The organism is Bifidobacterium sp. (genome assembly GCF_050874245.1).
Classification (GTDB): Bacteria; Actinomycetota; Actinomycetes; order Actinomycetales; family Bifidobacteriaceae; genus Bifidobacterium.
Genome location: NZ_JBNMKH010000017.1, coordinates 1 through 21,867 on the forward strand (window position 1 = coordinate 1; position 21,867 = coordinate 21,867).

General features: G+C 59.4%; 18 protein-coding genes and 1 other RNA gene. 6 read left to right on the forward strand and 13 right to left on the reverse strand.

The annotated features are described in order from the left end of the window. Window positions 1-76: 76 nt before the first annotated feature. The gene (locus ACR0P8_RS03215) at window positions 77-1,675 is read right to left on the reverse strand and encodes a bifunctional folylpolyglutamate synthase/dihydrofolate synthase (RefSeq protein ID WP_432623615.1); all 1,599 of its coding nucleotides are present in this window, start codon (window positions 1,673-1,675) and stop codon (window positions 77-79) included. A 154-nt stretch (window positions 1,676-1,829) separates the two neighbouring features. On the opposite strand from ACR0P8_RS03215, the gene ACR0P8_RS03220 reads away from it, so the two are divergent. The 6 genes from ACR0P8_RS03220 (at window position 1,830) to ACR0P8_RS03245 (ending at window position 7,454) form a co-directional block, all read left to right on the forward strand. Then, window positions 1,830-3,431: an aminopeptidase P family protein gene (locus ACR0P8_RS03220; RefSeq protein WP_432623617.1), complete on the forward strand. Its 1,602-nt coding sequence runs from the start codon at window positions 1,830-1,832 to the stop codon at window positions 3,429-3,431. Window positions 3,432-3,440: 9 nt separating this feature from the next. Then, window positions 3,441-3,962, forward strand: coding sequence for an NUDIX hydrolase (locus ACR0P8_RS03225; RefSeq protein WP_432623619.1), 522 nt, complete (start codon window positions 3,441-3,443; stop codon window positions 3,960-3,962). A gap of 168 nt (window positions 3,963-4,130) precedes the next feature. Beyond that, on the forward strand, window positions 4,131-5,333 hold the full coding sequence (locus tag ACR0P8_RS03230) for an ROK family transcriptional regulator (protein WP_432623621.1): 1,203 nt from the start codon (window positions 4,131-4,133) through the stop codon (window positions 5,331-5,333). 31 nt (window positions 5,334-5,364) lie between these two features. Beyond that, a complete protein-coding gene (locus ACR0P8_RS03235) occupies window positions 5,365-6,264 on the forward strand; it encodes a carbohydrate kinase family protein (protein WP_432623623.1) in 900 nt (299 codons plus the stop codon). A gap of 214 nt (window positions 6,265-6,478) precedes the next feature. After that, window positions 6,479-6,875: a transfer-messenger RNA gene (gene ssrA / locus ACR0P8_RS03240) on the forward strand. Between the two features lie 174 nt (window positions 6,876-7,049). After that, a complete protein-coding gene (locus ACR0P8_RS03245; protein ID WP_432623625.1) occupies window positions 7,050-7,454 on the forward strand; it encodes a pyridoxamine 5'-phosphate oxidase family protein in 405 nt (134 codons plus the stop codon). 90 nt (window positions 7,455-7,544) lie between these two features. Here the strand turns inward: ACR0P8_RS03245 and ACR0P8_RS03250 are convergent, their stop codons facing one another. The 12 genes from ACR0P8_RS03250 to mraZ form a co-directional block, all read right to left on the reverse strand. Continuing rightward, window positions 7,545-8,582 (reverse strand): cell division protein FtsQ/DivIB, encoded by a 1,038-nt coding sequence (locus ACR0P8_RS03250; RefSeq protein ID WP_432623627.1) that lies wholly within the window; start codon window positions 8,580-8,582, stop codon window positions 7,545-7,547. Next, on the reverse strand, window positions 8,582-10,183 hold the full coding sequence (gene murC / locus ACR0P8_RS03255) for a UDP-N-acetylmuramate--L-alanine ligase (RefSeq protein ID WP_432623665.1): 1,602 nt from the start codon (window positions 10,181-10,183) through the stop codon (window positions 8,582-8,584). The genes ACR0P8_RS03250 and murC overlap by 1 nt, the downstream gene beginning before the upstream one ends. A 42-nt stretch (window positions 10,184-10,225) precedes the next feature. Continuing rightward, window positions 10,226-11,407, reverse strand: coding sequence for a UDP-N-acetylglucosamine--N-acetylmuramyl-(pentapeptide) pyrophosphoryl-undecaprenol N-acetylglucosamine transferase (locus ACR0P8_RS03260; RefSeq protein ID WP_432623629.1), 1,182 nt, complete (start codon window positions 11,405-11,407; stop codon window positions 10,226-10,228). Window positions 11,408-11,533: 126 nt separating this feature from the next. Next, entirely contained in the window at window positions 11,534-12,778 is a 1,245-nt protein-coding gene (locus ACR0P8_RS03265; protein WP_432623631.1) for a peptidoglycan glycosyltransferase FtsW, read from the reverse strand. Beyond that, window positions 12,765-14,204, reverse strand: coding sequence for a UDP-N-acetylmuramoyl-L-alanine--D-glutamate ligase (gene murD, locus ACR0P8_RS03270; protein ID WP_432623633.1), 1,440 nt, complete (start codon window positions 14,202-14,204; stop codon window positions 12,765-12,767). The genes ACR0P8_RS03265 and murD overlap by 14 nt, the downstream gene beginning before the upstream one ends. 77 nt (window positions 14,205-14,281) lie before the next feature. Beyond that, the gene (mraY, locus tag ACR0P8_RS03275) at window positions 14,282-15,379 is read right to left on the reverse strand and encodes a phospho-N-acetylmuramoyl-pentapeptide-transferase (protein WP_432623635.1); all 1,098 of its coding nucleotides are present in this window, start codon (window positions 15,377-15,379) and stop codon (window positions 14,282-14,284) included. A 58-nt stretch (window positions 15,380-15,437) separates the two neighbouring features. Further along, window positions 15,438-16,907, reverse strand: coding sequence for a UDP-N-acetylmuramoyl-tripeptide--D-alanyl-D-alanine ligase (locus ACR0P8_RS03280; RefSeq protein WP_432623667.1), 1,470 nt, complete (start codon window positions 16,905-16,907; stop codon window positions 15,438-15,440). Window positions 16,908-16,986: 79 nt separating this feature from the next. Beyond that, a complete protein-coding gene (locus tag ACR0P8_RS03285) occupies window positions 16,987-17,865 on the reverse strand; it encodes a UDP-N-acetylmuramyl peptide synthase (protein ID WP_432623637.1) in 879 nt (292 codons plus the stop codon). A gap of 36 nt (window positions 17,866-17,901) precedes the next feature. Continuing rightward, window positions 17,902-19,704: a peptidoglycan D,D-transpeptidase FtsI family protein gene (locus ACR0P8_RS03290; protein ID WP_432623639.1), complete on the reverse strand. Its 1,803-nt coding sequence runs from the start codon at window positions 19,702-19,704 to the stop codon at window positions 17,902-17,904. Then, window positions 19,701-20,162, reverse strand: coding sequence for a hypothetical protein (locus tag ACR0P8_RS03295; RefSeq protein WP_432623641.1), 462 nt, complete (start codon window positions 20,160-20,162; stop codon window positions 19,701-19,703). Before ACR0P8_RS03295 ends, ACR0P8_RS03290 begins: the two co-directional genes overlap by 4 nt. Window position 20,163: 1 nt before the next feature. Further along, complete coding sequence (gene rsmH / locus ACR0P8_RS03300; RefSeq protein ID WP_432623643.1) at window positions 20,164-21,195, reverse strand: 16S rRNA (cytosine(1402)-N(4))-methyltransferase RsmH; 1,032 nt, start codon at window positions 21,193-21,195, stop codon at window positions 20,164-20,166. Then, window positions 21,195-21,710: a division/cell wall cluster transcriptional repressor MraZ gene (gene mraZ, locus ACR0P8_RS03305; RefSeq protein WP_432623645.1), complete on the reverse strand. Its 516-nt coding sequence runs from the start codon at window positions 21,708-21,710 to the stop codon at window positions 21,195-21,197. Before mraZ ends, rsmH begins: the two co-directional genes overlap by 1 nt. Window positions 21,711-21,867 lie beyond the last annotated feature (157 nt).

Here is a 21,867-nt window from a genome sequence, read left to right on the forward strand (position 1 = left end):
GTTGGAATCCAGCCCACAACCATATATGCAGCCGAGACCCGGCCTCACGCGTGCGGGGAATCGCCGACTGCCATCGTCACTTCTCCGCGCCGTCCGAATCGTCGGTCGTATCCGATTCCGCGGCGTCCTTCAAGGTTTCCTCATCCGGACCGACGCTGCCGAAATCGTTGATGTTGAAATCAGGATTGGCGTCGGATTCGAAATCCACGTCGGCCTCATCCTCGTCCTTACGCGGCTCCGGCTCCACCGCCTCTTGGAACACACGCTCGGACTTCGGCTTCTTCAGGTCGGGATTGACCTTCTCCTCCAGCATGAGACGCGCGTCTCCCGCGGTGGTGAAGCTGCCGCAGATGAGCACGCCATGGCCGTAGCCGACGCCTAGCTCATCATCGGCATCAACCATGTTGACGGCTTCCTGGATGGCGTCCGGCAATTCCGGAATGCAGGTGACGCGTTCGGGACCGAACACGCGGTCCGCGATCTTCTTCAGATCCTCGGCGGGCATCACACGGTCCCGCCACGAGTTCTCGGTAACGATCACTTGACTCAGCAGCGGCTCGAGCACGCCGAGGTATTCCTCGACCTGCTTGTCCCCCATCATGGCGACGACGCCGACGAGCTGCTGGAAATCGTAGTTCTCCTCGATCGCCGCGCGCAGCGATTCGGCCGCGTTCACATTGTGCCCGCCGTCAAGGATGATGGTGGGGGACGTGCGGATCTGCTCGATGCGTCCCGGAATCCTCACACTGCTCAACGCCTCGGCCACCAAATCGCCGTCCAACGCGCCGTTGACGGGAATCACCACTTCCGCGGCGCACAGGGCCGCGAGTGCGTTATGCGCCGGATGCTCTCCGAATTTGTCGAGTGGGACTTCCGTGTAGGTGCCGTTCGGCGTGCGCAGGGTCGCCACCTGTCCGCCGACCGCAGGAATGCGGGTGACGACTTCCGATTCGATGCCGTCGCGCACCAGATTGGCGTGATTCTCCTTGGCCGCGGCCTCGATGATCGGCATGACCTCTTCCTCATGCGGCTGACGGCCGATTATGGCGGTGCAGCCAGGCTTGATGATGCCCACCTTTTCGGAGGCGATCTTTTCCACGGTGTCGCCGAGCCATGCCATATGGTCCATGTCGACCGGCCCGATGATGGCCGCATCGGCGTCAAGCACGTTGGTGGCGTCCCAACGGCCTCCCATGCCGACCTCCACGATGGCCACGTCGACCGGTGCGTCGGCGAATTTCCAGATGGCCATGGCGGTGAGCACTTCGAAGAAACTCATCTTCGGCTTGCCCAGTTCGTCCATTTTCATATCCACGATGGCGACGAGGTCCTTCACCTGGTCCCATGTGTCGACGAAATCGTCATCGGACAGTTGTTGCCCGTCGATGGCGATGCGTTCGTTGACGTGCTCCAGATGGGGTGATGTGTACAGACCGGTACGCATGCCGTAGGCCCGGCAGATGGCTTCGGCCATGCGTGCCGTGGATCCCTTGCCGTTGGTACCGGTGATGTGGATGACACGGAATGACTGTTCGGGATGTCCCATGATGTCGAGGATCATCTTCATGCGCAACAGGTCGAGATTGGTGGTGTTGCGTTCCGATGGACGGCTCATGATGTCGCGTTCGACGTCGATCATGCTTTCGTTGTTGCGATTGGGATGTTCGAATGACATGCTTTCCTGTTCCTTCCGTACCTTTTCGGATGGCACGTTGACCTGTTTGCTCTAATTGGATTGTAGAGGCCCACATGAACGTCGCACGCCGATGGAGGTTATAGGATAGGTTGCGTCAATCGTCATATGGCGAAATATATGTTCAGGAGATGCGATGAACGAAGTCATTACCGAAAGGGACAAGGAATACGAGAAGATGGAGCAGGCGTCCGCCCCGGGACCGGACCAGGCGATGGCCGACCGTGTGAACAACCGCTCGCTGCGCCCGCGTTCGGAGGCCTTCAAGAAGTTCATGGCCACCGGCTGGGATGATGACGAGCCGGAGGTCAAGCCGCTGGAATCCTCCAAGTACACACCGGCGCGTCTGGAAGCGCTGGGCAAGGCGTTCCCCGGAGAACGCATCGTGATTCCCGCGGGCCAGCCGAAGGTGCGCAACAACGATTGCGATTACGCGTTCCGTCCGGACACGACGTTCTCCTATTACACGGGATTGGGCGAGGACTTCGAGGCCGGCGCGGTGTTGGTGCTGAACCCCGTCGACCCGGATTCGCCGGAAGCCAAGGCAGGCAAGACGCATATGCCCGAATTGTTCGTGGCGCCGCGGGCGAACCATTACACGCAGGACTTCTTCATGGATGCCCACTATGGCGAATATTGGGTCGGTCCCCGTGCCGGAGTGAAGGAAATGACCGCGATGACCGGCATCGAGACGAACGACATCGCCCAGCTGGCCGACGCGCTGGGCAAGGACGTCGGTACCGAGGCCGGCGCGGTACGCGTGCGTGTGATCCGCGAGGCCGATCCGGCGATCACCGCGATGGTGGAGGACATCCGCGAGGCGAATGGCTTCGCCGATCCGGACGGCAATGCCGCGGCCGACGACAAGCTGCATGAATTCGCCGCCGAGGCACGCATGTGCAAGGACGAGTACGAGGTCCGCGAGATGCGCAAGGCGATCACGGCCACCAAGCATGGATTCGACAACATTCTGCGCAGGTTGCCGTCCTCCCTGGGCAAGCCGCGTTCGGAACGTATGCTGGAAGGCGCGTTCAACGCGATTTCCCGCGAGGAGGGAAACGAAGTCGGTTACGACACCATCATCGCGTCCGGCGCGCATGCGCCGATCCTGCATTGGATGCGCAACACGGGCACCGTGGAACCGGGCGAGCTGCTGCTCATCGACGCCGGTGTGGAGGTCAACAGCCTCTACACCGCGGACATCACCCGCACGTTCCCGACCAACGGCAGGTTCACTGATTTCCAGAAGAAGCTGTACCAGGCCGTACTGGATTCCCAGCAGGCCGGTTTCGAAGCGGCCAAGCCGGGCGCCACGTATTCGGACATCCATCATGCCTGCATGCGTGTGATTGCCGAACGTCTGCACGACTGGGGTATCCTGCCTGTCGACGTTGAGGAATCCCTCTCCCCCGAAGGCCAGCAGCATCGTCGCTGGCTCGCCTGCGGTGTGGCCCATCATCTGGGTCTTGACGTGCATGACTGCGCGCAGGCGCGATACGAGTCGTACCAGGGTGCAGCGATTCGCCCGGGCATGATCTTCACCATCGAACCCGGTCTGTATTTCCGTGAGGATGATCTGATGATTCCGCCGGAGTACCGTGGCATCGGCATCCGCATCGAGGATGACGTGCTGATGACCGAGGATGGTCCGGAATGGCTGTCCGCCGGCATTCCGAAGCAAATCGGCGACGTGGAGGAATGGATGGCCAGCATGGCCGCCGAAGGCGCGAAGGACTGAGGAGGCATCATGCCCACACCCGAATTCATACTCGAACTGCGAAAGAAGATAGGCCACGATCTGCTGTGGCTCATGGGCGTCTCCGGCTATGTCGAGGACGAACAGGGCCGCGTGCTGCTGGGGCGACGCTCCGACACCGGCGAGTGGGCCATGGTGTACGGCATCAACGAGCCTGGTGAGGAACCGGCCGACACCGTGGCCCGCGAGGTCAAGGAGGAGACCGGAGTAGATGTGATCGTCACCGATCTGGTTTCGGTCAAATCGTCCACGAAGGTCCTCACCTACGCGAATGGCGACAGCACCATGTACATGGATCATCTGTTCATCTGCCGGCCGGATCCGAACGGCAATGCGGAACCGTTCGTCGGCGATGAGGAAAGCCTCAAAGTGGGATGGTTCCCGCTTGACGCGTTGCCCGAGCCATTGGCCGCCACCACGGTGGAACGTATGGGCTATGTGCGTGACTATCTGCGGCACAAGGCGTCCGGCGACTCCCATGCCCAATTCGCGTTCCAAGGAACGATCCGCTGATAAAAACGAAAACCGAGGTATGGGCCGACACGCATGGATTCATTGCGTGCCGGCCCATGCTTTTTGTCATGCGCGACACGCCGTGTGGTTCAAGTTGCGTTAATAAATTAACGCCGTTAATATATCAAACAGTTCAACAAACCGTGCACCGTCGCAAGGAGGTGGGTGATGAGTAGCTACAGCGATCAGCAGTCATCGATTTCGGAAAACAACCGCTCCCGCGTCCTGCAATATCTGTACCACAATGGCATCTGCTCACGCGCGCAAATAGCCAAAGCCATTGGACTGACCCCCGCCGCCATCACCAAAATCACCGCCAAATTGCTGGCCCAAGACGTCATCGAGGAAACCGGAGACATGGAAGGCGACAAGAACCGCCGTTCCATAGGCCTGAACCTCAACTGCGCCAAATACCATATCGTCGGTGTGAAGTTCGCCCGCAGTCTGGTGCAGATCGCCGTCTTCGACCTGAAATGCAACCGCATATTCATGAGCGATCTGCCGACCGTCGACGAAGGGCACATCCCCGAAACCGTGGAATGCATACGGAACACCGTGCGGCGCCTCATCAAGGACGATTCCAGCATTGTGGCCGTCGGCATGGCCGTGCCTGGACCGTATCTGAAGGATGAAGGACGCACCGCTCTGGTCTCCTCCATGCAGGGGTGGCGTCGAATCAACTTCATCGAGGAATTCAGCGACGCGTTCGACGTTCCCGTGTTCGTTGAACAGGATGCCCGGGCCGGAGCCTTGGCCCAATTCCTGTTCAATCCGGAGCTGTCGGAAGGTTCGCTCGCCTACTATCTGCTCGGCGAAGGCATCGGACTTGGCATCATCGACAACGGCGCCATCTATTACGGAGAACAAGGCACAGCCACGGAAATCGGCCATGTCTCCATCGATGTGAACGGCAGGCCCTGCGATTGCGGCAACGTCGGTTGCCTTGAGCGGTACTGCTCCGCCAACGCCATCCATGAGCGACTCAACGCCAATCCCGATATCGTCCCCGGATGCGAATCGATGACGCACGCGCAGGCATGCTCCGCGCTTTTCGCCAAAGCGGACACGGGAGATGAAGCCGCGATGACGCTGGTGCGCAGCATCGCCCGATACGTCGGCTACGGCGCCGTCACCATCATCAACGCTTTCAATCCGACGTGCATCGTTCTCGGAGACATCGTCGCGCAAGCCGGCCAGCCCCTGCTCGACGAAGTCGAACGTGTCGTGCTCGACCGGACGATTCCCGAAATCGGACGCAACACACGAATCACCCTGTCCACCCTGCCCACCGACGCCACCGTCACCGGTGCCGCCGCCGTGGCAATCACCAATTTTCTGGAACATCCCTCGATGTTCTTTGACGTCGCATAGCACGCCATAGCCAAAGAAAGGAACCACCACCATGTCCAAGCCAATCGTCATCGCCCTCGGTGAAATCCTGTGGGATATGCTTCCCACCGGCAAGCGCGCCGGCGGCGCACCCGTCAATTTCGCCTACCACGCATCCCAGAACGGCGCGGAAAGCTACGCCATCAGTGCTGTCGGCAACGACGAGCTGGGCTCCGAACTGCTCGACGACGCGCACAAGGCCGGCATCAACACGCTGGTACAGACCAACGAGTATCCGACCGGCACCGTCGCAGTGGCACTGACCAACGGCATCCCGGAATACACCATCGTGCAGAACGTGGCCTGGGACCACATCAGCTACACGGACAAGCTCGCCGAAGCCGTCTCCAAGGCCGACGCCATCTGCTTCGGCACGTTGGGACTGCGTTCCAAGGAATCGCACGACACGATCATCGAGCTGCTCAAGCACGCCAAGGACGGCGCGCTGAAGTTCTTCGACATCAACCTGCGCGCCAATTTCTACTCCAAGGAGCTGATCGAGGAGCTGCTGGGCTATGCCAACATCTTCAAGATCAACGATGACGAGCTCATCATGATGCGCGAGATGTTCTCCATTCCGGAAGGCAAGGACGAGGACGCCTGCAAGTGGTTCATGGATCATTTCGGCCTCGAGTACATCATCCTGACCGGTGGCGCGACCTTCAGCACCATCATCGCCAAGGATGGCGAGACCTCCACCCTGCTGACGCCGCATGTCGAGGTTGCCGACACCGTCGGCGCAGGTGACTCCTTCTCCGGCTCCTTCACCGGCAAGCTGCTGTCCGGCGCGTCTCTCAAGGAAGCGCATCGCGCGGCTGTGAACACTGCCGCCTACGTGTGCACCAAGGAAGGCGGCTGGCCGGTCTATCCGGCCGAAGGCGTTCCGGATTATCTCGCCGACGCTGCCAAGTAAGCAAAATACCTTCTCTCCTTCTCATCATCGATTCCGTGTGCCGTCATCAGATGGCACACGGAATTATTCTTTTCCTACCGGCGATTCGTGGTGGTGCCAATATGCTTGAAGCCGCCATCACGAATCGCCATCAGCGTAAATTTGTGATATCAAGCAAATCGTGGTACTTTAAAATGTCTGGTTGAAGAATCAGAGGTTTGATAATTCAATATTTGGGGATGATCGGTTTCGACGGTGACCTGTTCGTCGCAGGGAAGCGTGCCGAGAACGTAGGGTCCGCTCGTGGATGCCCCCTACAAAAGAATAAGTGCTAAATCTAACCGCACTGAGTTCGCTCTCGCTGCCTGAGCTTCGCGCCAGGATTAACCAGTGAGCAGCCGCTCCGTTCACTCCTCCTCGTCTTTGGGAGGATGCTGAGCGTCGTTTAGAAGACTTGCTCCGCCAGTTGAGCCACAGGGCCGGCGAAGGACTTTTACTGTAGATATGCTCGCCATCAGTTGTCTGCGACATCGATGGGGGCAGAAAAACCGCCGTACGGCCAGCAGACTACGCACGTAGAAGACTGAGGGTTCGGTCATCGGACCGGGGTTCGATTCCCCGCATCTCCACCAGTAGAAAGCCGCCAGAAATGGCGGCTTTTCTTATATTTCCAACCTTTATTCCCAGCCTTTTCACGTTCGGCGAAACGACGCGTGCCGCAATAATCGCCTCCTTATCATCGAAATAACATGCGGCGTCTCCAATATCGCAGGCGTCGTCCGGCAGCCACGAGAAGGAGCGGCATCATGGCGAATCTCACCACGGAAATGAAGGAATTCATCAGCAATAACCTCGCTTGGGTATCCACCATCAGCAAGGACGGACATGTGGACCTTGGACCGAAGATGAGCACCTTCGTCATCGACGACAACCACATCGGCTACCATGAACGCACCGCGGGACAGATGTACCGTAATCTGCTCGACGGCAGCGAACTGGTCATCGCCGTGGCCAATCTTGAGCAGAGGAAGGGATACCGTTTCCGCGGGAACGTCACCCTGCACTCCGATGACGCGATTTACGACGAGCAGGTCGCAGTGGCGGAAAGCAAAGGCACGAAGAAGCCCATGACCATTCCCGTGCTGGAAATCACGGAAATCCAGGATCTGACGCCAGGAGCCACAGCTGGCAAAACCATCGTCAAGGACTGAGCGAAAGGCTACAGCGTTCTTTTCACAAAGGGCATCATCCTTATATAGGATGATGCCCTTTGTTGTCCCTTGCAATTCGCCGGACGAATCTTACTTGATGATTGGCCTCAATGGGGCGGACACGTCGACATGATGCTTGTCTCCAATCACGTTCGGATCATTGATGATTTTGTCCACCACCGCCTTCTTCAGCTTCAGCTCAGAGGAATCGCCCCACACGATGACCCGGTCTCCCCCATTAAGCTCCGTCGTGATGGAATCCTGCGTCGCGGCGGTGACTTTGGTGATGGAGCCGCGCATCGATTCCGGCAACGAGCTCAGAATCCTCAACGCCTCCTTGATGGGTCTTTTCGACAGGCTCACATCGACGTCCTGCACCTCGATGACGGGAATCCCCTCCACGGAAACACCGCTGACGGAATTGAGCACGCGCCCCTTGCTGTCGACCGCCGTCATGTGGTTCTCACCGGTTTTCAGCATGGCAGCAGGCTTCTGCGCTTTGATGGTTACCTCAAGCGAATTCGGCAGATGCTTTTGCGACTCGGCAGACGTCACGCCGGGAATCGATTTAATCTGCTTCTCCACTGCGCTGTCCGACACAAGGAACAGAGATTTGCCCGATTGCTGTCTGGCGATGTCGAGCACCTGCGATTCACTGACCCACTCATTGGCTCCGGTCACGCTGATGTTGTCCGGTTCCAAGCGGAACACGGAGGAGAAGAACAGCAACCAGATGACAGCGCCCAGAACCGCCGCTACGGCGATTCCCACAAGCGCGCGCATGGCGATGACGCGAGCGCCCGCTTTGCGACGTTCCTTGAGACGCGCATTGAAATCAACCACTTTAGGACGCGTCATGACGCCAATCGTACCGGTGGTCTCCTGCAATGTCTTGGAAACCAAATCCTCGCTTCGCAAACGACGCGCATCCACAAAGCCTTCGGCCTTCGAATGGTTCACAGCGTCGGTCACGGTGGATCCGCCGGCAGCGGAATGTCCGACGACGGAGCGCTGTCCCGTTGAATGCCCTCCGACGCGCTCCGACGAAACCGACCGTCCGGCCCGCTTGCCGGACTGAGGTTTCGTTCCTTTCGAATCCTTGCCGGAGCTGATGACCCGTCGAGCCATCAGCCCTCGCAATCCCAACGGTGCGCTTCGAGCGCGTGCAGAATCACCTCGTCCATACGCGTGATGTCGCCTGCACCCACGGTGAAGATGACATCGCCATGGTGGGCGCGCATCACCGTCATCTGAGCCGCCGTCTGCATGTCCTCAACGCCGCGGATCCAGTCGTCGGACGGATCATGCGCAAGCTTCCTCGCCTCATCCACGATGGTCGCCGGAGTGACATCCGGAAAATCCTCCTGCTTTTCACGTGCGGGGAATATTCCGGTGACAATCACATCATCCGCCTTGGCCAGTGCCTCGGCGAATTGCCGTGCGAAGAACTTCGTCCGGGAGAACAGATGCGGTTGGAAGATCACACGGATTCCGGACTGCGGATAGCGGCGACGGGCCGCATCCAACAGCGCCGCGATCTCAGTGGGATGATGCGCGTAATCGTCCACCAACGTCACCTGGCTGATGGTGCCGCGCACCTGGAACCTCCGTGCCGCGCCCAGGAACGACGTCACAGCGGCGGCAGCACGTTCGACATCCATGCCCAGCAACGCGGCTGCGATGATGGCGGCCGAAGCGTTGCGCGCATTGTGGATGCCCGGAACGGTGAGTGTCACCGGAACCCGCCGTTCATCGTCGCCAAGCAGTCCAGAGGGGATATGCAAGGTGAAATGCTCCATCCCGCTTTCCGCGGTCTCGCTTTCCGATTCGATACGCACCAATGTGGCGCCGTTCATATCTCCCAATTCGTCAGCGGTCCGCGTGGAATATACGATCGTATGGCCTGCGACCTGTGGGTCAAGCGCGCGCAGCACGGCGATATTACCTTCATCGTCACCGCACATGACCACGGCTTTGGTGGCGTGTCCGGCATGGTCCACAAACGCCGCGCGATAGTTGGCTTGAGTGCCGTAGTGGTCAAGATGGTCCGCTTCGGAATTGGTGATGATGGCAATCTGCGGATGGTACTTGGCGAAGCTACCGTCCGATTCATCCGCCTCGGCCACAAGCACGGCGCCCGTGCCCGCATGGCCGCCGTCCAGTGTGGCCCCATCCTTGCCTTGGATGGAACCACCGATGGCGTAGCTCGGATCGGCAAGCCCGCCTTCGCCGGCGTTCACAAGAATGTGCGACAGCATGGAACTAGTCGTCGTCTTGCCGTGGGCGCCGGCGACCGTCACCGCACGCTTCGCATTCATCAACAACGCGAGGATGTCACTACGATGCACAATGCGTTCCCCGGCCTCATACGCTGCAACAATCTCCGGATTATCCGGTTTGATTGCGCTGGAATACACGACAGTGCTCTTGCCTTCGACGTTCTGCGCCCGCTGGCCGAATTCGACGGTGATGCCCAGCCCCTGCAACCGTTCGGTTTTGGCACTCGGCTCACGATCCGAACCGTCGACTTCGACACCTTGCTCGTGCAGCATCTCGGCAAGCACACTCATACCGGCTCCGCCAATGCCGATGAAATGGGTCGATCCCAAATCGTTCACGCCTTCATCGGGCGCGAACGACGCATGGGTGGGGTCAAGGACGATGGTACCGGCTTCACGCTGGTTGTCAGACACGATTGCTCCTCTTGAATTGTTTTCAACGTGTTCCATTATGGTCTCACCCATGGTCTCTCCCACGGATGGAATCCACGGTCATTCGTCTGGTTGTCCAATCAACGCGAGAACGCGTCTCGCCATGACTTCGGCGGCGTCGCGGATACCGTACTTCCAGGCGTTGGCCCCATAATCCGACAGGGTATGTGGGTCGGCAAGCAGCTTCGGCACGTGGTTGCGTACCCATTCCGGAGTGAAATCGGCATCCGCCACCATCAGTCCGCCTTGCGCGTCGACCACCGGTTGCGCATTGAAACGCTGCTCGCCGTTGCCAATCGGCAACGGCACGTAAATCGCAGGCAATCCCAACGCCGTCAATTCACTTACCGTACCGGCTCCGGACCGGCAGATAATCAAATCGGCGCAGGCGAATGCCAGATCGATGCGTTCCAGATACGGCGCGACGCGATAATCGCCATCCGACGCGTGGTCGGGACCAAGCTCGCCGAGCACCTGCTCCCCCGCGTTCACCGACACAAGGGAACGCACCTCGTCATCCTTGCCTTTGCCCGTCAGATGAATCACCTGGGCACGCGAGAGCAGTTCCTTGGCGGAAGCCGCCACGGCGCGGTTCACGTTCACCGCCCCTAGAGAGCCGCCGGTGACAACGACCAGCGGACGATCCGGATCGACGCCAAGCTGGGCCGCGGCCGTTTTGCGCGTGGCGATGCGATCATGTTCCAAATCGGATGCCAATTGCGCGATAGCAGGACGCAAAGGCAATCCCACACGCTCCACCTCGACGCCCTTGCGCGGCTTCAGACCAGGTTGCGCGTAGGCTGCGCCGATCATGGACGCCCAACGCGCTCCCAACTTGTTGGCCATGCCGGCACGGGCGTTCTGCTCGTGAATGGCGATCGGAATACCCATTTTGTGTGCCGCCGCATATACGGGAGCGGATGTGTATCCGCCGAATCCGACGACAACCTGCGCTTGATGCCGCGTGAGAATATCACGAACCTTGGCGGTTTCGGCCTTCCATTTTGCGGGGAACTGCAACGCGGCCTTGTTGGGTCTGCGCGGGAATGGCACCTTCTCGATGGTCTCCAGTTCGAAGCCCGCCTGTGGAACGAGATCATGCTCCAGCCCGACGGCGGTGCCCACCACCGCGATGTCCGCATCCGGTTCAAGATCACGAATCACATGCGCCACGGCGAGCAACGGGTTGACATGCCCCGCCGTACCGCCACCGGAAAGAACGATATGCTTTTGACTGCTCATAGTCCCCGAGCTTAGCCCACGGTGTGCCAGCGCATCGCACGGCATACCATGGCAGACCAAGATACTTACATTTCGTCTACTTTTTCCTCGCCGCGGGAACATGCCACAGACGTTCGGCCGAGACGGTCACAGTATACGATTCTCGGCTTTGATCTCAGGCTGCTCCTTCATCATGCTGACCGCCACGCCCGCAGCGCCCAAACACATGACCAACGAGGAACCGCCGGCCGATACGAACGGCATTGGCACGCCCATGACCGGCAGCAGGCCGATGACGACGCCGATATTGATGAACGCCTGTCCCACGACCCAAACCGCGATGCACACCAGAACCATGGTGATGTAGCGGTTTTGGGCCTGCAAGGCCACCACCAGCATGCACCATGCCAGAACGATGAACAGCAGGATGACCATGGCCGCTCCCACGAAGCCTGTCTCCTCACCGATGATGGCGAAGATGAAATCGTTGTGCGCTTCGGGAAGATATCCCCATTTCTCGCCGGAATTGCCGATGCCGACGCCCAAGAGTCCGCCGGAGGCTATGGCGTACTTGCCATGGATCGCCTGATAGCAGACTCCCTGCAAATCGGATGGCGAACAGGTCTGATAGGCCGCCATGATGCGGCCGAGACGGTTCGGGCTGGTCAGCACGAATGCGACGATGCCGCACGCACCGAACAACACGGCGCCCGCCAGCCATTTGCCTGGAAATTCTCCAAGCAGCAATGCGACGCCGCCGATGGCGAGGATGATCAATCCGGTGCCGAGATCCTTACCCGACATGACCAAGAGGAAGGCGACGAGGAACCCGCCGATCAGCCAGCGGTACGCCTTGAGCGCGCCAACCGCCTTCACCTGTTTGCGCGCATTGAGCAACTCGTTCGGCATCCATACGCATAACGCCAGTTTGACGATTTCCGCAGGCTGCATGGTGAACACGCCCGGAATGCCGATCCATCCCTTGTTGCCGTTGACCTCGACGCCTAATGGGGTCAACGTGGCCGCCTGCAGCAACGCGGCGGCCACCAGAAACCAGAAACTGATTCTACGGTACAGGCCGGCCGGAAGCATCATCGTGAAGAACGCCACACCCAATCCCAGCACGCAATAGAACCCCTGTTTCAACGCCTGAGCCCATGGCGACTGCCCATTGGCGATCATGGTCACCGACGAACTGGAGAACACCATGATCACACCGAAAATGGTCAGGATGATCACGCATAGACGGAAACCATGGAAACACCACAGGGGGTTGGCGAATCCGCGGGCGGCGTTTCCCCTCGGACGTCGGATCTGCATGCCGGACCCATCCGACGTGCGCCGCTGATCAGTGACGGATGAGATGCTGCGGCCAGCCTTAGGCTTCCCCATGCTCATTCACCCAACGCTGAGCCTCCTGCGCGAACTGGTTTCCGCGATCGGCGTATGACTTGAACTGGTCCATGGACGCGCAGGCCGGAGCCATAAGCACCACGTCACCAGCCTGCACATATGCGCCCGCGGCGTCGATGGCGCGCGACATGACGGTATCGTTGTCCGTCGGGTCGATGATGGACAGCGGAATGTCGGGAGCGCTTTCCTTGAATGCATCCAGCATCGGCTGCTGATCCCTGCCGATGATGACGGCCGCCTTGATGGTGTGGGCCTGTTCGGCGACGAGCCGTTCGAATCGGCTTCCCTTGGCGAGCCCGCCGGCGATCCACACCACGGACTTATCTGCGAAGCTGTTGAGCGAGGCCTTGGCCGCGTGGGCGTTGGTGGCCTTGGAATCGTCCACGAAACGGATGGTCCCGCCATCAGCGGTACGGGCGACGGCGACGGTCTGGATGCGATGGCCTCCCGGAGTGAACTGCTTGAGCGCGGCCAACGACTTCTCCCTGTCCGCGCCGAAGCCCAGCACCAGTGCCAACGCCGTCAACGCATCGGCGAGCAGGTGCGGATAGACCGTGCCGTCCGGTTCGGTCAGATGAGTGAAGTCGGCGATCTTCGCGACTTGTTCCGGCTCGCCCGGTTTTCCGCCGGCGACACCCGACATGTCGACGATCCATCCGTCCTTCACACCGATCTGGCCACTTTCCGGTTCGTTCAGCGTGAATCCGATCCTGCGGCATCCAGGCGCGGTCTGCGCTGCGAAAGCCAGCTTGGTGACACGGTCGTCGTCAGCGTTGTAGACCAAGGCCTTCTTGACGTTGCGGAACACCTTGGCTTTGTCCGCCGCATAGTTTTCAATGCCGCCATGCCAGTCGAGATGGTCGTCGGCGATATTGGTGATCGTGGCGCAATCAAGTTCCAGAGAGTAGGTGAAATGCAGCTGGAAGGAGCTCAATTCGACGCACAGCACATCGTTCGCGGAATCGACCGCCGCATGCGACACCGCCTTGCCGATATTACCGACGGCCGGAGCGGTCAGACCGCATGCGGACAGCATCTCCGAGGTCATTTCCGTGGTCGAAGTCTTGCCGTTGGTGCCGGTAATGCCAATCCATGGCGCGGGCTTGCCGGTGGAGTCGTTGTTCACACGCAGCTGCCAAGCCAGTTCAACCTCGCTCATGACGGGGATGCCACGCTTCTGCGCCTCAAGAATGAACGGCGTGCGAGGGTTGAAGACCGGTGAGGTCATCACCATGTCGGTATCATCCCAATCGATTTGGTCGAAGGAATGCAGATCCGCATCCGGTTTTCTCTCGTCCACGCCCAGCACCCTGCCTGCACGGGGTCCCAGCACCTGCATCATGCTCTGTCCGGAAACACCAAGGCCAGCCACGATTACGGTCTTGCCATTCATATCCATATCCATCACCCTTCAATCGGAAACATCATTTGCCGTGATAGCACATCCATGTCGCAGGTATCAAACCGCGTCATGGAATCATGTCACAAGCCGGAACGCGCCACCCAATCGCCGTAGAAGACCACCAGTCCCAACAGCACGAACAGCATCTCGATCATCCAGAAGCGGATGACGACCTTCACTTCCGGCCATCCCTTCAATTCGAAATGATGGTGAATCGGTGCCATCTTGAACACCCTCTTGTGGGTCATCTTGAAATAGCCGACCTGGATGATGTCGCTCATGGTCTCGATGACGAACAGACCACCGAGGATGATGGCTAGGAATTCGGTGTGCGTGGCGATGGACAGCGCGGCGAACAGACCACCCAAGGCCAAAGAGCCGGTGTCGCCCATGAAGATGGAGGCTGGATTGGAGTTGTACCACAGGAATCCGAAGCATGCCACCGCCGCGCATGCCGCGATGATGGTCAGGTCAAGCGGATCGGACACCGCATAGGTGAAGCCGGGATGGCCGGAACCCTTGAGATGGTAGAATTCCCAGAACGCGATAATCGCATATCCGATGAAGGCGATCATGGAGGATCCCGCCGCCAGACCATCCAGACCATCGGTCAGATTGATGGCGTTGGTCCACGCGGTCATCAGGAAATTCACCCAGATCACAAACAGGATGATGGCTACGGCGCGGCCGGCGAAATCGAAGCTGAAGAACGGCTTCTCGATGAAACTCATTCCGGCCTGAGCACTGGGGAATCCGGATTTGGTCGGCAGTATCAGCGACAGTACCGCATATATGGTGGCAAGGATGAACTGTCCGATAAATTTGCCCTTGACCGTCAGTCCCTCGCTCTGCTTTTTGCGGACCTTCGCGAAGTCGTCGATGAAGCCCAGGAAGCCCATCGACAGCATGGCGAACAGCACCAGCACGGCCGACCACGACGGCACATCGCCTCTGGTGAAATAACGGTACAACGCCGATGAGCCCCAGCCGAGCACTACGGCGAGATTGATGACCACACCGCCAAGCGTCGGCGTGCCGCGCTTGACCAGATGGGACTTCGGACCATCCTGACGGATGTACTGTCCGTAGTTGAGCTTGTGCACCAATTTGATCAACAGCGGAGTTCCCACAATCGTCACGCCTAGTGACACCACAATGCCGATGATGAGTGAAATCACCTGATGTTCTCCATTCCAATCAGATCTTCAGATAGGTTTCCGGCAAACGCCGATTCGATCAATTCCGCGTCCAGCGTTCCGCCAGCGCGCTCAATCCCGATGCATGGGATCCTTTCAACAGCACGACCGCATCCGTGTGGCTGGCCGCGAGTCCGGTGACCATACGGTCCGCCTCATCGGCGTCATGCGCCCATTGGACGGTGACGGATCCAGCCCCGGCGGATTTCCCGCCTTTCGCCATGTCCTCGGCGAGCGCATCCAGCGATTTGTCGGTCGTGCTGCCGACGGCCACCACCGCGTCCACCCCGTTTTCGACGGCGTACCGGCCGATTCCTTCATGCAGCTGACGCTCATCCGGCCCCAGTTCCAGCATCGCGCCCAACACCGCGATGCGGTATGGCTGTTTTTCGGCTCCGGAACGCCATTTCAGCAAACCGTCGAGTCCGGCTTTCATGGAATCCGGATTGGCGTTGAACGAATCATCGATGAGCGTGAACGAGGTCTCCGGCTTGACAACGGTGGAAACCGCCATACGATGCGGACTGATGCTCTTCACGTCGGACAGGCCGGCGGCCACGTCGGCGATCGGCATGCCAAGCGTCATCGCGACCGTGGCCGCGGCGAGGGCGTTCATGACATTGTGCTGTCCACAGATGCCGAGCGTGACGTCAGCACGCTCTCCCGATTTGTTTTCCAGGACGAACGATGGATGATCGAGTTCATCACAGGCGACGTCATGGGCGGTGGAATCCAATTGCGCTCCATCTTCCCGAGGCAAGCCGAACCACAACACATCGCCCGGCGCGATGGCGCTCATCGCGGCGACATGTTCGTCATTGGCGTTGAGGACGGTCAGGCCGTCGGGCACCAATCCTCGGACGATTTCCGATTTGGCCTGGGCGATGCGCTCCACCGAGCCGAATTCGCCCAGATGGGCCACGCCGACCTTAAGCACCACCGCGATGTTGGGTGGCACCAAGGAGGTGAGATTGGCTATTTCTCCCACGTGGTTCGCGCCCATCTCCGCCACGAGGAAACGCGTGTCGGCGTTCACCTTGAGCGATGTCAGAGGCAGACCGATCTCGTTGTTGAACGACCCGACCGGGGCGACGGTGTCTCCCAGCTTGGACAACAACGATTTCAGCAGGTCCTTGGTGGTGGTTTTACCGACCGATCCGGTGATGCCGATGACGGTGAACGGCGATTCCAGCGCGCGACGGCGTTCGATGTTGTGCTTGGCAAGCATGCCCAGTGCCTTGACGGTATTCTCGACAACAATCTGCGGCACCTGCGCGCCCGCGACCTCATGGTCGACGATGGCGGCCACGGCGCCATGGGCGCCGACCTTAGGCACGAAATCGTGCCCGTCGACACGTTCGCCGGCAATCGCCACGAATACCGAGCCTTCGACGATCTGCCGTGAATCGGTGAACGCACTGGTCGCGATGGGCTCTTCGACCGCGGTCTCCGCTGGTATCAAACATCCTGATACCGCCTGCGCGATCTCCTTCAGGCTCATCGGCATCATGGTCGGACTGCTCACTGTCGTTACTCTCCTCTTATCAGGTTGTGCGTTCGGCATGGACACGCCATCCATGCCCATATGTTCAGTTCAGGTCGCGCGACACTCGCAACGCGCTTTTGATGTTGGCCTTCCGCACACCGGCGGCCAACACCATGGCGATGGACAGGGACAACAGCCGACCATCCGTATCGCCGTATGCCGATGACGCCTGCGTGGCGAGCAAGTCAGATTCCTGGGTCCGTCCCGCGATGCGGGTCTGCTTGCCGACGAAGCATCCGAAGCGGGAAACGAATTTCGTCACCTCAGCGTTGCTCAAGCCATTGTCGTAACATGCGAGCACATCAATGTTGACCGACTGCAACGCGTCCTCGCGCAACGTCTCCTCATCCAACGCGAGTATCACGGCGGCGGCGCCGTCTTCGGCGCATACGGCCATCGTACGTTGCACGTCGATGATCGACAACGGATATTCCAAGGCGAGGAACCGTTCCAAGGATTGCGAATCGGACGAGCTGATCACGCCGACCGGGTTGCCCAGCATATGCAGGAAGTCCGCAAGGTTGCTCACTGCGGATTCTACCGTCTCCTTGTTTCTCCCCGTGATGGCGAACACCGCCAACGAATCGGATGGGTTGCCGGCCATTTCGGCCACCAGCTTGCCCAGCTGCCGCATGGTGGGTTCGGCGTAGATCAACGGAATATGAATGTCGTCGACCTGTCCCCGCAACGTGTGGGGCACGATCGCGCCATACGCTCCGAGCGCCTGGACCTGTTCCAATTGATGCGCGTCCACATCCGCGGACGGCACGAACAACGCGCCGGGACGCACCGATTCGACGTCGTCGGCGACGGACGTCACCGTCACTTCGGTCGCCGATGCGGGATCAAGGTCGAAACCGTATTGGTTGGCAAGCAACCCCAAAGTCATTCGCCTGTTCATGGATTCGCTGACCGAGCTCACCTTTCCATTCCTCCGTCCATCGCGTTGCGTGCTCACTCACCAAGTTACCGGAATAGCATCCGTACGTGGCGCGGAAGCCGGCACTTCGTACTTCTGCATAAGGAATTCACCAATCTGCGCGGTGACCGGACCGGCCGTCAGACCGCCGAAGCTGCCTTGCGGATCCTTGAGCACCACGGTGATGACGAATCGTGGATCGTCGGCGGGGATGATTGCCGAATAATCGCTGATTATGGAGCTCAACTGTCCATCAGCGCCCGCGACCTCGGCCGTACCCGATTTCGCCGCTATGCGGTATCCATCGACTTTCACGAACTTGCTGTAGTAATCCGAAACCGATTCCATGGCGTTGAGGATCTGGCTCGCCACGGACTCGTCGATGACCCGTGTGGCTTCGCCCTTCGGGTTCTGTTCCTCGACATGGCCGTCGGCATCGGTGATGGATTTGATGATGCGTTGCGGCTTTCTCACGCCTTTATTGGCGATCACCGCGACCGCATTGGTCAATTGCATAACATTCACCGTGTATCCTTGGCCGAAGAGCACCGTGTTCCTGGTTCGGGCGTCCCAACTGTCCGCCGGATACAGCACGCCTTCGGATTCACCGGGCAGGTTCAGTCCTGTATCCTGTCCTACGCCGAACTTCCTGATGAAATCGTATCGCTGCTCGTTGGTCATTTTGTCTCCGGCGAGGATCATGCCGACGTTCGACGACTGCTGGAGGATGCCGGCGAGCGTCCAATGCTCGGCGCCATGCGTCTCCGCATCCTTATAGGTTTGCCCGTCCACTGTAATCGTGTCTGGAACCGTGAACTTGTCATCGATCTTATGCAAACCCGACTGCAGCATGCCCGACATCGCCAGCACCTTGCCGATGGAACCGGGCTCGAAAGTCTCGCTCACCGCCCGGGAAGCCCCCATCTTCGCTTGGTCGCTTCCAGCCTCGACCGTATCGCTGTCGGCCAAGGCAAGGATATCGCCCGAACGCACGTCCTGGACCATGGCGATGCCCCATGCGGCCTGGTACTTGCTTTCGCTGTCATGCAGCACCTTTTCGGCATACCATTGCACATCACGATCAATGGTCAACGTCACATCGGACCCGTTGACCGCCTCCTTGGACTCGGTCATGGTTCCCGGAATCTCAACGCCGCTATTGCCCTGCTGATAAACCTGATAGCCGTCCTGACCGGTCAATGTCCTGTTTTCCATCTGTTCGACGCCGGCGACCCCCTTGCCTTCGGCATCGACGCCGCCGAGCAGCGAACCCATCAGCGAACCGTTGGAATACAGACGCTCGTTGCTGAGCTCCGCATACACGATGCCTCCAAGATTCAGTTTCGAGATCTTGCGTTTTACAGCCGGAGTCACGTCCTTCTTGAGCACCACGTATTGTCCGCTGATCGACAGCATGGCACCCAATTCCGTGGCGTCCATGCCGAGCACCGGCGCCACGAGACGCGCCACGGCGGCAGCTCCGGTAGCTCCTACCGGTTTGCCGTCGATCTGATGGCAGTTCTCCCCCGTCTGCTTGGTGCAGGTGGTCGGCACAAAGTCCTGAGCCTGCTCCGGGTTGCCAATGATGGTGTAACGTTCGACGCTTTGCGCGAGAATGGCGCCGTTGGTGTCCAGTATCTTGCCCCTCCGAGCCTTCAGAGTCACCGTGGTGGTTCGGCTCTGCGCCGCGGCCTGCGCCATGCTTTTGCCATTCACCAATTGGATATCGGCGAGCCTGACAAGACAGGTTGTGCCCATCAATGCCAGGATGACGCCGATGGCCATGGTCTTTGTCAGCAGATTCTTATGGAAGAACGCGTAAATACGGCGGACGAGATTCACTTGGCGTTGTCTCCGCTCGCGTTTGCCTGATACCCGTTCAAATCGATGGTCAACGCACCTTTCTGCGGAACCATGCCCATGTCCTCGGCCTTACTCGGAAGCGAGGCATCGAGCTCGTCAAGCTTGGCCTGATCGTCCTCAACGTCCTGGGTCAGTTTGGTGATGCTTGATTCGATCTGGCTTGCCTCGAAGGAATTCTGCACCATCTGGGTGCGCAGCATCAGCGATCCGAGCAGGCAAACGCCCAGGAACACCGCGGCGATGACCAGATGCAGCAGAGGCGTGCTACGGGTACGGGTCCATGTGATGAGCTGTTCGAATCCACGGCGAACGCCGTTGCTTCCGCTCTGGGCTCCTTTGACGACATGCAGCTCGGGACGCGTGGTGCCGATGCCTTCCGTCGGGCGCTTGCGTCCGGCGGGAGCCGCATTCGAGGCGATCGTTCTTGGTGCTGCCACTTCAGCCCCTTCTTCCTTGTCTGGTCATAGTCGAGTAATCGGTGCTTTGGTCGAACCGCTTCCGCCATCGACCGGGAATTGGTCTGATCAGTTCCACCGCGCGCAATCGGACGGACGCCGACCTTGGATTGTCAGCGATCTCATCCGCATCCGCCTTGATGGCGCCTCGCGTCAGCTCCTTGAAGAACGGCATCATATCCGGCGGAACCACCGGCATATCCGCAGGCGCGTCGATCTTAAGGCCTTGGCTCATGAAGGTTTTGACGGTCTTGTCCTCCAACGAGTGGTACGACTCCACCACCAGACGCCCACCCACAGCAAGATGGTTGGCTATCTGCGGCAACGTTCCGGCCAGCTTGTCCAGCTCTCCGTTAACTTCGATGCGCAGCGCCTGGAACACGCGTTTGGCGGGGTTGCCGGCAGGACGATGCGCCTGCGGAACAACCTCGTCCACCAGACGATTGAGCTGGCCGGACGTGGTCAATGGCTCGGTTTCACGGCGACGCACGATTTCCCTGGCAATCTGCTTGGAGAAGCGTTCCTCGCCATACGTGCGGAAGATACGTGTCAGGTCGGCGAACGAATATTCCGCAAGCACCTGTTCGGCGGTCAGCGACTGGGCCACATCCATACGCATGTCGAGTGGCGCATCGTGGGAATAGGAGAATCCCCTGTCCGTCTCGTCGATCTGCAGACTGGACAGTCCAAGATCCATGAATACGGCGTTGACCTTGTCAACGCCCTGATCGTTCAACACTTGGGAGAAATCATCGAACGCCGCGTGCACGGGGATGAAACGATCAGCCAGACCTTCCGTTTCCATACGTTTCGTGGCGAGCGCGAGTGCCTCGGAATCCCTGTCGATGCCGATAAGACGAGCCTCGGGACTCGCCTTGAGAAACGCCGTGGAGTGTCCGGCCAAGCCAAGCGTGCAATCCACGGCAATGGAACCCGGCTTCGTCAAAGCGGGCGCCACCAGATCCACGCAATCATGAAGCAGCACCGGTTGGTGAATAGTCGTCACGTCAGTCATCAGAATCCCATCGCCGGCAATACGTCATCGGCAATGTCGGAATATCCCTGCTCCTTGTCAGCCAAGTAATCCTCCCATGCCTGTCTATTCCAAATCTCAGCCCTGGTGCCCACACCGATCACCACGATGTCGTCACCCAGGTTCGCGTAATCGCGCAACATCTGAGGCACGAGAACACGTCCTTGCTTGTCGGGATCCTGATCGACTGCGCCGGACAGGAACACACGCAAATAGTCGCGCGCCGCCTTGTTGCCCACGGACGTACGCTGTATCCGCACCGCGATCCGCCTGAACTCGGATTGCGGCAACAGATAGACGCATCGCTCCTGGCCGCGCGCCATCACCATGCCGGAGCCCAGCTGGGCACGGAATTTCGCAGGTAATGCCATGCGTCCCTTGGCGTCGATCTTCGGAGTGTAGGTACCCAGCAGCAGTGGCGGCAAATCGTCCATCAATCCGGCGGATTGTGTGGAATCATCTTCAGAGGTGGGCTCAGTTCCAACGTTTTGGACCATCGCCGCACCTCCTTTTTCACTGTCGCCCGGGCACACCAATCCCAAGCACTTTCACCACTCTACCCCACCGCTCACCACTTTTCCCCACAAAAAAACAAAAACACAGCGATTAACACCAAGTTTCCCCATATTCCGAATCGGCCGCCGCTCCACACGC